Here is a 14,082-nt window from a genome sequence, read left to right as displayed (position 1 = left end):
TTTCCGGGCTTAATGGCGATACCGCTAGATTTCATTTCCGGACACCCTGCTAGAGGGCCAATTAGACCATTTACCAACAAAAATCCCGATTCTAACGTGAAAATGCATAAATTATCGGGTCATTCTCAGTCTGGGCTTACGGTCGGCTTGCTGAATGGTTGCCAGCAGATTAATCTGCCTATGCAAGACCTGACCTGTCATTACAGGCTTTACTATTCATTTTAGAAATGCAGTGGAGAAACACCGTGGCCGCAAAAGCCTGGGGAGGACGATTTCAACAACAGACCGACGCGCGTGTCGAAGCGTTTACGGAATCGATTAGTTTTGACAGCCGACTAGCGGCGGTGGACATCAAAGGCTCACAGGCCCATGCACAGATGCTAGCCAAGGTCGGCTTGATCACTGACGATGAATGTCAGCAGATTGTCGAGACGCTGACACAAATCGGAATTGAAATTGAGCAAGGGCAATTTGAGTTTCGATTCGAACTCGAAGACATCCACATGCACATCGAAAGCGCCTTGATCGAACGCGTTGGTGATGTTGGGCGAAAGTTGCATACGGCGCGCAGTCGGAATGATCAGGTTTCGACGGATTTGAAACTCTATACCCGCGAAGCAATTCAGCGCATTGATGCTCTACTCAAAGATTTACAGGTTGCATTTGTCGAACGTTGTGAACGGGATCAGGATCTGGTGCTGCCCGGGTTCACACATTTGCAACGGGCACAACCTGTGAAAGCCGCTCATTACTGGTTGGCATATTGTGAAAAATTTGATCGGGATCGTCAACGTCTGGCGGATTGCCTGAAGCGTGTGAATGTTTCTCCCTTGGGTGGGGCGGCACTTGCGGGAACTTCGCTTCCGATCGACCGACACTATACGGCGGAGTTGCTGGAATTTACTGACGTGGCGCGGAACAGTCTGGATATTTCGAGTGATCGGGATTTTCTCGCCGAATTCTGTTTCTGTATGGCTATGGTTGCTACACATTTAAGCAACTGGGCGGAAGAGTGGATTGCCTGGTTTTCGACCGAGTTTGGATTTCTTAAGCTGCCCGATGCTTTTACAACCGGTTCGTCGATCATGCCTCAAAAACGAAACCCCGACGTATTGGAATTGATACGTGGTAAGTCGGCTCGACCGATTGCCGATGTGCAGCAGATTCTGGTTCTACTCAAAGGCCTGCCGATGGCTTATAACCGTGATATGCAGGAGGACAAACTGGCGCTGTTTGATTCTTATGATACGGTTGGCGCATGTTTGGAGTTAGCGGCTGCAATGGTAGAAGGGGCGGAATTGCAACGGGAAACGATCACAGCCAAGCTGGAAGATGGCTTTTTGGACGCGACCGCTTTAATGGAATACCTGATTAAAAAAGGAACTCCCATGCGAACCGGTCACGGGATTGTCGGGAAACTGGTTGCGTTATGTGAATCACGCCCATGTCGACTGGTTGATCTCACACTGGAAGAACTACAACAAGCGTGCCCACAGATTGAGGATGATATTTTTCAGGTATTGGGGGCTCGAAATGCGATGGCGGTGCTTTGCAGCTTTGGATCAGGCGGCGAGGCTCCGGTGATGGAACAGTGGAAATATTGGAAAGAAAAGCTCGGATTGTGAAAGCATGTTGAAAGTTGCTTTAGAATTTCATAGATCCTGCTTAAATCTGACATTGAAGGTACATGAGAAACATTAAATTAACACTGGCCTATGATGGATCAGAATATGCCGGATGGCAGGTGCAGCCGAATGGTCTCTCAGTACAAGCGTGTGTTGAATCAGCCATTGAGCAACTGACACAGCAGAAAAGTAGTGTCCTGGTAGCCGGTCGGACAGATGCCGGAGTGCATGCAGTGGGGCAGGTGGCTAATTTTCAAACCACGTCTTCCATACCCTGTAATAATATCCAATCGGGTCTGCAGCGTTTTTTACCAGACAGTATCTCTGTTAGAGAAGTTTCCGAAGTCGACGCATCGTTTCATGCGACCTATTCCGCAGTTCAGAAACGATATCGTTATGTCATCCATAATATGCCGGTTGGTTATCCTTTTCTGAAACGGTATGTATCGGAGTTCAGTAGACCACTGGATGAAAAACAGATGCACACAGCTGGTCAGTTCTTGCTGGGAAAACACGATTTCCGCTGCTTTGAATCGCATTATCCCAATAAAGCGACCAGTGTTCGGACCGTCAAAGAGCTGACCGTCCAAAGAGCATCCATCTGGCCAGTCTGGAGCGCGGGTCAGCCGGCAGCGATGCCAGATTCCCATTCATCCTCGTCTGAATTTATTACAGTCGATATCGTGGCAGATGGTTTTTTATACAATATGGTACGTACTATAGTGGGGACATTGATCGAAGTAGGAGTCGGGCGCTGGTCTCCAGAAGATGTACAGAAAATTCTCAAATTAATGGACCGTTCACAGGCAGGAGCGACGGCCCCCGCTTGTGGATTATATCTGATTCAGGTTGACTATGAATTGTGATTATTTCAAAGTACGTTTAATCCTTGTGGTGTCAGATTACGTTATCTAAGTGTCAGATTTCATGCTGAGAATCAGACTGAGAAAATAGAGAAGTTTCATCAAGGTTAAGAGAGATTGATGTGATTCATCACTCAATCTGGAAAGTGCATGATGAGTTTACCGCCCCCTCCTTTACCGCCGGAAGATGCAGAGGAACCTGTTTTTCTGGAAGATTCTCCTGCTCTTGGAGGGCAACGGATTGATGATGAGAATGGTCGTATCTTTCCTTGCGAAGGCTGTGGCGCCGATCTCGTATTTCATATCAAAACGCAAAAGCTGAAGTGCAAACATTGTGGTTTTGAGAAAGAAATCGGCTTTGATCCAGAGCAGGAAGTGGAAGAACAGGATTTTTATGGAATGCTCGCACATCTGAAAAATCTGCGCGAAGAGCAGGTTGATTCGGATGAAGGGGAAGAGCAGGAAGTCCAATGCGAAAGCTGCGGCGCAACCCTGGTTTTTGTGGGTACAGTAACAAGCTCTGAATGCCCTTATTGTACATCTCCCATTCAACTGGATAAGGTTCATACTTCTCACAAACGCGTTCCCGTTGATGCGGTTTTACCATTTCAGATAGAACAAAAGGTTGCGAGACAAAATTTGAAAAGCTGGGTGAAATCGCTTTGGTTTGCACCAAACGAATTTGTTGAAAAGGGGGCTGAGGGAACCTTTCATGGTGTCTATCTGCCTTATTTTACGTTTGATTCGATGACCAGTACGAAGTATTCCGGGCAGCGCGGCGAATATTATTATGTGACGGTCGGAACAGGGAAACATCGACGACAGGAACGTCGAACCAGGTGGTATCCAGCCTCTGGCGCCTTTCAGCGTTTTTTTGACGATGTTGTGATCCTGGCTTCCCGTGGATTGCCTCGAAAATTGATTCGGGCTTTGGAACCGTTTCCCATGCAATTACTCATTCCGTTTCGCCATGCATTGCTGGCAGGCTTTACTGCCCGGACTTATGATGTGGAACTGGAAGATGGTTTTGTTTTAGGTAAGGAGCGGATTGACGCTGCCCTTCATTCAGATGTGTGTAGTCGAATTGGTGGCGATACTCAGAGAGTCAGTTCCATCCAAAGCCAGTACGATGCGATTTCCTATAAACATTTACTTTTGCCTCTCTGGTTGATGACCTACAAATATAAGGACAAATTTTATCAAGTCGTCGTGAATGCAGCGACAGGTGAAGTACAGGGAGAGCGTCCTTACAGTTGGGTGAAAATTCTGCTGGCTTCACTGGTGGGCGGTTTATTAGGAATTGGTGGTTTTGCCCTTGCAAATCAATGATCTGTCTCTCTTAACTCCCATTTTGACCAACATTTGCCCTGAGTCTCCAGAAATTGGAAACTGATACCTCTGAACGGTTGCCGATCAGCCGAAAGGGAGGTAAAAAACAAGTCATCCGATTTAAAAACGATACAGTACGTTAATTGAGCAAAGTTCATTGTTAAGGAGTGATTAAGAGATGACCCATCCGATTCGAGTTGCAGTAACAGGGGCAGCCGGCCAAATTGGTTACGCCATGTTGTTCCGCCTGGCTTCAGGGGAAATATTCGGCCCTGATCAACCTGTTATTATCCATCTCGTTGAAATTCCCCCTGTGCTTTCCGCATTAGATGGAGTCGAGATGGAGCTTGAAGACTGTGCATTTCCCACATTGGCGGGTGTTGTGAAAGCTGATAGCGACCATCTGGAAGATGCTTTTGCCGATTGTAATTTTGTAATTTGTGTTGGCAGTATTCCACGAAAAGCGGGCATGGAACGCGGCGATTTAATTCGAATTAACGGCCCCATTTTTACCAGCACAGGTAAAGCCATTGAAGCGGCCGCTGCAGATGATGTCCGGGTTCTGGTTGTGGGGAATCCCTGTAACACGAACTGTCTGATTGCAATGAGCAATGCTCCCAAAGTTCCCCGTGATCGCTGGTATGCGATGACACGTCTGGATCAGAACCGGGCGATGACTCAGATTGCCAAGAAAGCAGGGCAACCTGTTTCTGCTGTGAAGAATATGAATATCTGGGGAAACCACTCAGCAACTCAGTTCCCTGATTTTTATCATGCGACGATTCATGGAAATCCCGTTCCGGAGATTATAGAAGATCATGACTGGCTGCGTGGTGAATTTATCGAAACCGTGCAGAAACGCGGTGCCACAGTGATTCAGGCCCGCGGCGCTTCCAGTGCTGCTTCTGCTGCTAATGCTGCCTTGGATACAATCAAGAGCATCGTCACTCCGACTCAATTGGGTGATAGTTTCAGTGCAGCCGTCTGTAGTGATGGGAGCTATGGAGTAGACGAGGGGTTGATTTGCGGCTATCCATTAACCAGTGATGGCACGACATGGAAAATTGTGCAAGGCATTGACCACGATGATTTTGCTCAGGACAAATTCGAAGCGACTTTGCAGGAGTTGCGTGATGAACGCGATGTCGTTCGCGATTTACTACCTGGTTGATTTTGAAATCGTTGATAAGATGAGTGAAAGAGTCACGGTCAATTGACGTGGCTCTTTCTGCTTTTATAAACCGCTTACTTGAAATTGATCAGAGAAGAGCATGCAGCCTGAAGAATTGCGTAGAGTTGATAATGACCATGTCTGGCATCCATTTACTCAAATGCGAGCGCACCGGGATGAATTCGTGCCGATTATCGAATCTGCTGAGGGGTACTTCTTAAAAGATGTAAACGGTAATACTTATTTAGATGGTGTTTCGTCTCTCTGGTGTAACGTGCATGGTCATCATGTGCCTGAAATCGATCAGGCGATTCGGGATCAGTTGGACAAAGTCGCGCATTCCACCTTGCTGGGACTGGCGAGTGTACCGTCTATTGAGTTGGCTGGAGAATTAGTCAGACGTGCGCCAACAGGGCTGACAAAAGTTTTCTATTCTGATAGCGGCTCAACTGCTGTTGAGATTGCGCTGAAAATGGCGTTTCAATATCATGCACAGAAAAAGGAATCCGAAACGCAACCACGCGATCTTTTTGCCTGTATGCAAGATTCCTATCATGGAGATACCATCGGTTCTGTCAGCGTGGGAGGAATTCCCATTTTTCATCAGATCTTCGGAAAGCTGTTGTTTGAATCAGTACAAATTCCCTGTCCGGCTACCTTTCATCGTCCTGATGGAGATACAGAATCTCGTTATCTGGAATACTGCAATCAGGAACTAGAACGTCTGATAATTGAGAATCACAAGAGGTTGGCTGCATTCATCATTGAACCTCTGGTGCAGGGAGCGGGTGGGATGTTGATACATCCACGCGGTTATTTGAAACGAGTTCGTGAATTGACGGCCCGTTATGGTATTCCGCTTATTGCCGATGAAGTCGCCGTGGGTTTGGGACGCACGGGCACAATGTTTGCCTGTGAAAGTGAAGCAGTGATACCAGATTTTCTCTGTCTGGCGAAAGGAATTACAGGCGGCTACCTGCCATTAGCAGTCACGATGACCACAGACAAAATATTTTCCGCCTTTGATGCTGAGCCAGATGAATACAAAACGTTTTTTCACGGACATACCTATACCGGAAACCCATTGGCGTGTGCTGCGGCGCTGGCGACTTTAAAACTGTTCGATACACATCAGACTTTGGAAAACGTCACAAAGAATACTGAAATATTGTCAAAACGGTTATCTGAGCTCAAAGATCATCCTCATGTGGGGGAAGTACGACAACAAGGAGTGATGGTGGGAATCGAACTCGTTAAAGAACGCGAATCCAATTCCTCATTTCCCGCAGAGAAGCGGATGGGGCATCAGGTGACCCTTATGGCCCGCAAGCAGGGAGTGATAATTCGTCCGCTGGGCGATGTCGTAGTTTTGATGCCGGCTCCCGGAATGCCCGGTGATTTGGTTCATCAACTTTGCGATACTGTTTTTACAGCCATTGATGAAACCATTCGATTACAAGTTGCTTAAGACACAGCCGGGATGCTATGGGCTAAGGTTTCTCAGGCTTGCTTTGCTTGGATGTTTCTCCGCCAGATGCGTCTGTGCCTGATGAGCCGTGTTTTTGTCCCATTTGTTTCAGGACATCGTCAATATCTACGGTGGGAATATCTTTCAGGCTTTCCATGGAGATATTGGGCGGTTCAATCAACTTCGCGGTTCTACTGCGGGCAAATTGTTGATCACTCTGAGAAAACCTCCAGATCAGAAATGCCAGTGCGGTGCTGATTACCAAAAAGATCGCGATAATATATTTGATGGCCCCTGAAGAGGAATTATTATCTGTTGGAGCCGGGGGAAACCAGCGGATTTGCCTGGCAATTAACAGCGGTGCTGTTTGTAGTTTTCCAGCGGCTGAAGGATAGCCATACTTTTTAAAATAATATCCGGTAATCTGGACCATCGGCAGTTCTTTGAGATCGGGGCCTTGCGGGATTCCCTCGGGAAGTGTCGTACAGAGCACGCGCCAGGGGTGTGTGCCTGAATCTTTCGAAAAAAACCAGCCTTCATAGAGTGTCTGAATTCCGTAAGGGTTCTCCTCAATGGTAAGTGGAGTGAGCCTTTTGAGTTGTCCCTTAACAGTCATCAGGTGTCCCCGGTATCGGGGAGATTCTGTCATCACAACGACGAAGGGAGGGGCAGGTTTAGCCGACTGTTCGAGAACGTTTTGAGGTATAGCGGCTGCTTTTGCGAGCAAATAATACATCGCACCTGCTTCATGTGTGCGAATCCCGAGCGTGCTGTCAGAAACAGATTGCATGAATTCAGGAGCAACCTGAATATCGTATTCCCCATTTTCCAATTGTGTATCGATGGTTTTTGGGAGTTTTACTTGCGGTGGCAATTCTGACCGGAACTCGTCCGGTTTTAATGTTCCTTCTTCTTTGACACTGAAATCAATTTCTCGCTGCGGGGCTTCCGTTTGCTGAATCGCTGGATCAACCTTGGGGCGGCCTGTGAGCCAATACCAGTTTTCTGGATTGGATGCAAAGTGCATTGCGATGAAGATCAGTCCAATCGCGGCGACCAGTCTGAAGAGTCGAATCTGATCACGACGGGTGAAGTAAGAAGGCGTTGCTGATGGTTTATGAAATCGCATTCCTCAACGCCTCTTTCTGATTCCTGTCATCAATAATCATGGCTTTCTCTCAGGCCTTTGGTCGCTTATTCTTAATGCTACAGGGGATCACTTATTTTTTCGTTTTGGTTTATACATATGGGTGGCCTGACCGGCAAAACCTTCTGCCGCTTCCATAATAGTCTCAGAGAGTGTGGGGTGTGCATGGATACTTTCGGCAAGATCGCCCGCGACCGCCCCCATCTCAACTGCAATGACTCCTTCTGCAATCAGTTCACCCGCACCAGGGCCCACGATACCAACTCCCAGTACACGTCCTTTTTTCTTTTCGAAAATCATTTTTGTGAGACCTTCTGTTCGACCCAGCGTTTGTGCGCGACCAGAGGCGGCCCAGGGGAAACGTGTGATTTCCACATCAAGGCCCTGATCTTTGGCTTCTTGCTCTGTAATCCCACACCAGGCAATTTCCGGGTCAGTAAAGACCACCGCTGGAATTGCGAGATTATCAAACTCGGCAGGTTCACCGGCAATCGTTTCGATGGCAACTTTTGCTTCACGGGTCGCTTTGTGTGCCAGCATGGGTTCACCGGCAATATCACCAATTGCGAAAATATGAGGCTCGGCAGTTCTTTGATTAGAATCGTGTTTAATAAATCCCCGTTCGTCGAGTTCCAGTTTTGTGTTTTCGAATCCGATCCCTTTGTTATTGGGACGCCTTCCGATGGATATCAAAACGCGGTCAAAAGTCTGCTCCGGTTCTACTCCCTCACCGGTCAGGTTCGCGATAATGCCACTGTCAGCGGGAGTCAATTTTTCGACTTTGGTATTTAAATGTATGGCAGAAAAACTTTCCGTTAAACGTTTTTGCAGAGGACGTACCAGATCGCGGTCTGCTCCGGGAAGTAAACCGCCAGTCATTTCCACAACGGTGACCTCTGAGCCCAAGGCGGCATAGACGCTGCCCATTTCCAACCCGATATATCCACCACCGACAACCAGTAATTTCGCTGGGATGTCTGGCAGTTCAAGTGCACCGGTGGAATCCATGATTCGCGGATCACCCAGATCAAAAACAGGGGGAACTGCCGGCGAAGAACCGGTGGCTACAATCGCATATTTGAATCCGATGAGTTCTTTTGTTCCATCCTGTTTGGTGACTTCGACTGTATGGGAATCCTGGAAACGTCCAAAACCCTTCAGGATTTCAACATGACGGGCTCCTGCTAATTGCGAGATACCCCCTGTTAATTGTGTAACAACTTTGTTTTTAAACTCTCTCAATTGGTCGAGGTTTATGTCGGGCTTTTGAAAGGAGATCCCCCACTCGGCGGATTCTTTTGTTTCGTTGATGAGTTTGGCGACATGCAGCAGCGCTTTTGAGGGGATGCAACCCCGGTTGAGGCAAACACCACCAGGGGCAACGTCATCGTTGACCATAATCACTTTGAAGCCTTTATCTGCCGCGTCGAACGCGGCAGGATAACCGCCGGGACCACCGCCGATAACAACAATATCCGTTTCTCTGGTTGCTGATCCAGACATAATAACATTTACCTTAATTTTAATTGATTAGCTTCAATACAGTTTGATTATTTTCTCTTAGCAGTCAACCAGAAGGTTGAATGGATCAGAAAGCAAACTGGAGATACGCACAATGAAGCGGGCTGCATCTGCACCGTTAATCACGCGATGATCATAAGAAAGCGATAGAGGAAGCATCAGGCGTGGAACAGGATTGTCATTGATCAGTTGGAATTCATGTCTTGAGCGAGACATTCCCAGAATGGCAACTTCCGGGTAGTTCACAATGGGAGTGAACGAAGTTCCTCCCAATCCTCCCAGATTTGTGATTGTAAAGGATCCCCCCTGCATATCACTCATTTCCAATTTACGGTCGCGTGCTTTCATCGCCAGTTCATTCATTTCCTGAGCGATAGCAATGATGTTTTTCTTGTCAACATTTTTGACAACAGGTACGACCAGCCCATTTTCTGTATCGACGGCCACACCAATGTTGACATATTTTTTGAAAATAATTTCATCGGTCTCTGGATCAAGACTGGAATTAAAAGCAGGGAATTCGTGTAAGACGATAGCAACGGCTTTCATCGCCAGCGCGGTCATCGTTACTTTTGGTCCAGAGTAGTTGGGCTTGGAAATGAAGAGTTTGCGTGCCGTTTCCAGGTCTGTAATATCTGCATGGTCAAATTGTGTGACATGCGGAATTACCTGCCAGGAAAGGCTGAGATTCTTGGCAGAAACGCGCGCGAGTTTTTTCATTTTCTGACGCTCCACTTCACCAAATTGCGTGAAGTCTGGCAAGGGGGGAACCGCGATTCCACCTCCGCCACCGGTAGCTGGGCCACCACCTGCGATCAGATTTTTGACATAATTTTCCACGTCTTCCTGTGTAACTCGACCGCCAGATTCTGATCCTGTTACTAATTGGAGATCAACTCCCAGTTTGCGTGCGAGACGCCGGGTAGCAGGTCCCGCGGGTACAGGCGTTTTGTTCGACGAAGACGCGTTAGCAGAGACGGGTTGGGTTGCCGTTGCTGCGGGAGCCGGCTTTGCCTCTGCTTTCGATTGCGGAGCGGGTGTGGATTCTGCTTTTACTGGTTCGGCCGGTTTTTCCTCAGAAGTATTATCTTCTACCGGTTTCGTTTCAGAAGTCGGTGCCTCTACGGCACCATTGGATTCTTCAATAGACAGCAAAACCGTGCCAATGGCGACTGAGTCTCCTTCAGATACATTCAGTTCCGCGATGGTACCGCTATGAGGAGATTCTAATTGAACAACGGCTTTATCAGTTTCGATATCCATCAAAACCTGCCCCTGTTCGACGGAATCGCCTACTGCAACAGAGATTTGTCCGACATCTGCCGATTCCACACCTTCACTTACTTCTGGAAGTTTAAATTCAGTAGCCATAGTTTTGTCGTTCTATTCGATGAGTATTTCGCGTTTAGTATTTCTTTTTTAATTTGCCCGATGAACGCTGCAGGTTATGCCAGCCGGGGGTTCACTTTTTCCGAATCAATTCCCAACTCTTTAATAATCGCCGGCAGTTGCTTTTTATCGAACTGACCTTCTTCAGCAAGTGAAACGAGTGTCGCTACGACAATATTCTCCGCATCGATCTCAAAATGGCGTCTCAATGATTCACGCGTCTCGCTGCGTCCAAAGCCGTCTGTTCCGAGTACACAGTAATTTCCGGAGATTCCTTCGCGGATCTGATCGGCGACCAGTTTTATGTTATCGCTGGAAGCAATGAATGGACCCTGCTCATTTTCAAAGATGGATTCCAGATAGGATTTCTGAGGTTCCGCATCGGGATTGAGACGGTTATGACGCTCTACGTCCTTGATGTTTCTGGCCAGTTCACTGTAACTGGTAACGCTCCAGACATCGCTGGCAATATTAAATTTCTCCGCCAGGATTTCCTGAGCACGCAGTACTTCCCTTAAGATCGGGCCGCTACCAAACAGTTGTGGGCGCAAGGAAATGGTGGTCTTTTCCACATCCTGAGCGCGGAATTTATAAATCCCTTTGATGATCCCTTCGACAACATGATCACCTTCCGGCATATGAGCCATCTCATAATTTTCATTGTAGACAGAGAGATAATAGAAAATCTCTTCGCCTTCGTGATACATGCGACGCATTCCATCTTGGATAATGACTGCTAATTCATAGGCATAAGCAGGATCATATGCAAGAAGGGTGGGAACCGTTGAAGCCATCAAATGACTGTGTCCATCCTGGTGTTGGAGTCCTTCCCCATTGAGGGTCGTTCTTCCGGAAGTTCCACCTAACAGGAAACCTTTTGTACGCGAATCGGCGGCGGCCCAGACTAGATCGCCGACTCTTTGGAAGCCGAACATTGAATAGTAGACATAGAAGGGAATCATATTGACACCCTGGTTAGCATACGCAGTTCCTGCGGCGATAAAGGAAGAAATCGCACCTGCTTCGTTGATGCCTTCTTCCAAGATCTGACCGTCTTTGGCTTCTCTGTAATACATCAACTGGTCACGATCGACCGGTTCGTATAACTGTCCCTGGCTCGCGTAAATTCCACACTGCTTGAACAAGCCTTCCATTCCAAAGGTTCTGGCTTCGTCGGGAATAATCGGAACGATGCGTTTGCCGATCACTTTATCGCGGAGCAGGTTACCCAGCAGAATCCCAAAGGCGCCGGTAGTCGATCCTTTTTTACCCGACATACTCTGCATGAATTTATCGAGTGACTCCAGTGTGGGTGTTTCCAGTCGTTCTGCAGTCGGTTCCCGTTTGGGAAGATAGCCGCCGAGTTCTTCCCGTTTCTTTTGCAGGTACTGCATTTCGGGGCTGTTTTCTTCAGGCTTATAGAACGGTGCATCTTTTACGTCTTCATCTCGAATGGGAATACCAAATCGAGACCGGAAATCTCTCAGTTCTTCTTCATTCGCTTTTTTCACATTGTGGGCGATATTTCGACCTTCGCCGATTTCACCGAGCCCATAACCTTTAATCGTTTTGGCTAGAATCACTGTAGGAGAACCAGTGTGGTTCACGGCGGCATTGTAAGCGGCAAATACTTTTTCTGGATCATGACCACCACGTTTCATACGTTTGATCTGATCGTCGGACAGGTTTTCCGCCATCTTTTCCAGCTCGGGGTTTTCCCCGAAGAAATGTTCCCGCACGTAAGAGCCGGGTTCCACAACGTATTTTTGGTACTGACCATCTACGACTTCTCCCATTCGTTTCACGAGATGGCCATTGTCGTCTTCGGCCAGCATATTATCCCAGTCACCTCCCCAAACAACTTTAATGCAGTTCCAGCCTGCACCTCGGAACGCAGCTTCGAGTTCCTGGATGATCTTTCCATTTCCACGAACAGGTCCATCCAAGCGCTGGAGGTTACAATTAATGACAAAAATCAAATTGTCCAGATGCTCCCGCGATGCAAGCGTAATCGCGCCAAGAGTCTCTGGTTCATCTGTTTCACCATCACCTACAAAACACCAAACCTTCGACTTGGATGTGTCCATGATTCCGCGGTTGTGCAGGTAACGTAAGAACCGCGCGTGGTAAATTGACATAATGGGCCCCAGGCCCATTGAGACTGTTGGAAATTGCCAAAAATCAGGCATCAACCATGGATGAGGATAAGAGGAAAGTCCGCCACCTCTCGGCAGTTCCTGTCGGAATCGCTCCAGGTTTTCTTCTGTCAATCGGCCTTCCACAAAAGCACGAGCATAGACACCAGGTGAGGCATGTCCCTGAAAATATACCGAGTCCCCAGAGTGGTCTTCCGTACGCGAATGAAAGAAGTGGTTAAAGCCGATTTCGAACAGTGTGGCTGCTGAAGCATATGTCGAGATATGTCCGCCAATTCCATCATGGTCTTTATTGGCACGAACGACCATCGCCATTGCATTCCAGCGGATGATACTTTTGATGCGACGTTCAATTTCACGATTGCCCGGGAAAGGTGTTTGCTCATCCAGGGGGATGGTGTTGATGTAAGGCGTATTGGCAGTGAAAGGCATCGTCACGCCCTGACGATAAGCTCGTTCCTGCAGAACTGCCAAAACATTTTTCACACGTTCCTTACCATACCTGTTGATAAGGTCATCCAGTGATTCAAACCATTCTTCGAGTTCTGCCGGATCTACTCCAGGTACAGCACCTGTAACTGTATGTTCTGCCATGAGATAAGGTTCTTTCAACCTGATTAAGTCAATATTGGAATTAATGCCTTTATTGATCCTGAATTGTTCTTCAGTTGTTACCCGAGCACAAATCACACGTATGTTCTATAACAATTGAGTGATCGATCAATTTTAGGAATGCATCGTTATTAAGGGAACTGAATCGAATCTATTTCGCGAGAATTCAGTATGTGCTTGAGAATGAAGGACATTGAACGACATCGCGGATGAGCAATTCTAACTGATTTCAGTCAGATTTGCGAGTGATACTATCTGGTCTAAGCTCTTTAATAGACGCAGTAAACGTCAAAGGGGGCTGATAAGTGGTTTGTGACAGGGAATTGCCAGGATATGTGTAGTTTTTATTCAGATTCTGGAGTGAATGGAGAGGGTCTCACTAGTATTGATCGGCTCATTTTTCTCATTGCGTGAATAGCGTCCTATAGTCTGTATTTATCCTGTATGTGTTGTTTTATCTGTTTTGTGGATGCGTATGTTCAATGATTGTGGATTTAAAACATTTTTACTCATCCACAGTAATGATGTAAAACGTTATGTCAAAATTGATTATAAATATTCAACCAATTTAAACAATTTGGCCTGTCAAAATTGTTTTCTGGTGTGATATTAAATACCATAAGCTTGAGGGTTTCTTAGATTCAGATATTCTCAATCCTGTAATTTCGAATTCTGAGAGCAATCTTTGATGTATAGCGAAGTAGCAATGAACCCATCTCAAACGGACTCTTTTTCACTCCTGGGAGAGCGTGCTGTTCTTGCTGATCAGGCGCGGGCCTGTCAATGCGAACTCGCGTCCAT

10 protein-coding genes are annotated in these 14,082 nt (G+C 47.2%); 6 read left to right on the top strand and 4 right to left on the bottom strand.

From position 1 onward, the window contains the following. The 6 genes from Q0668_RS19190 to bioA all read left to right on the top strand — a co-directional run. The coding region (locus tag Q0668_RS19190; RefSeq protein WP_298867590.1) for a hypothetical protein at positions 1-225 on the top strand (225 nt) is incomplete at its 5' end. A 20-nt stretch (positions 226-245) separates the two neighbouring features. Then, complete coding sequence (argH, locus tag Q0668_RS19185) at positions 246-1,625, top strand: argininosuccinate lyase (protein ID WP_298867588.1); 1,380 nt, start codon at positions 246-248, stop codon at positions 1,623-1,625. Positions 1,626-1,687: 62 nt separating this feature from the next. Beyond that, positions 1,688-2,491, top strand: a complete 804-nt coding sequence (truA, locus tag Q0668_RS19180) for a tRNA pseudouridine(38-40) synthase TruA (protein ID WP_298867586.1) — start codon at positions 1,688-1,690, stop codon at positions 2,489-2,491. Between the two features lie 147 nt (positions 2,492-2,638). After that, positions 2,639-3,817 (top strand): hypothetical protein, encoded by a 1,179-nt coding sequence (locus Q0668_RS19175; protein WP_298867584.1) that lies wholly within the window; start codon positions 2,639-2,641, stop codon positions 3,815-3,817. Between the two features lie 178 nt (positions 3,818-3,995). Further along, the gene (locus Q0668_RS19170; protein ID WP_298867582.1) at positions 3,996-4,988 is read left to right on the top strand and encodes a malate dehydrogenase; all 993 of its coding nucleotides are present in this window, start codon (positions 3,996-3,998) and stop codon (positions 4,986-4,988) included. 100 nt (positions 4,989-5,088) lie between these two features. Next, positions 5,089-6,456, top strand: coding sequence for an adenosylmethionine--8-amino-7-oxononanoate transaminase (gene bioA / locus Q0668_RS19165; protein WP_298867580.1), 1,368 nt, complete (start codon positions 5,089-5,091; stop codon positions 6,454-6,456). A 22-nt stretch (positions 6,457-6,478) separates the two neighbouring features. Here the strand turns inward: bioA and Q0668_RS19160 are convergent, their stop codons facing one another. From Q0668_RS19160 to aceE, 4 genes are all read right to left on the bottom strand, one after another. Further along, positions 6,479-7,585, bottom strand: a complete 1,107-nt coding sequence (locus tag Q0668_RS19160) for a hypothetical protein (protein WP_298867578.1) — start codon at positions 7,583-7,585, stop codon at positions 6,479-6,481. 87 nt (positions 7,586-7,672) lie between these two features. Beyond that, complete coding sequence (gene lpdA / locus Q0668_RS19155) at positions 7,673-9,106, bottom strand: dihydrolipoyl dehydrogenase (protein ID WP_298867576.1); 1,434 nt, start codon at positions 9,104-9,106, stop codon at positions 7,673-7,675. A gap of 57 nt (positions 9,107-9,163) precedes the next feature. Continuing rightward, positions 9,164-10,495, bottom strand: a complete 1,332-nt coding sequence (locus Q0668_RS19150) for a 2-oxo acid dehydrogenase subunit E2 (protein WP_298867574.1) — start codon at positions 10,493-10,495, stop codon at positions 9,164-9,166. A gap of 74 nt (positions 10,496-10,569) precedes the next feature. Beyond that, on the bottom strand, positions 10,570-13,263 hold the full coding sequence (gene aceE, locus Q0668_RS19145) for a pyruvate dehydrogenase (acetyl-transferring), homodimeric type (RefSeq protein ID WP_298867572.1): 2,694 nt from the start codon (positions 13,261-13,263) through the stop codon (positions 10,570-10,572). Positions 13,264-14,082 lie beyond the last annotated feature (819 nt).

The organism is uncultured Gimesia sp., from assembly GCF_937910335.1.
GTDB lineage: Bacteria > Planctomycetota > Planctomycetia > Planctomycetales > Planctomycetaceae > Gimesia.
Note: the sequence above shows the minus strand (reverse complement) of the source record. Positions and strands in the feature narration are given on the sequence as shown.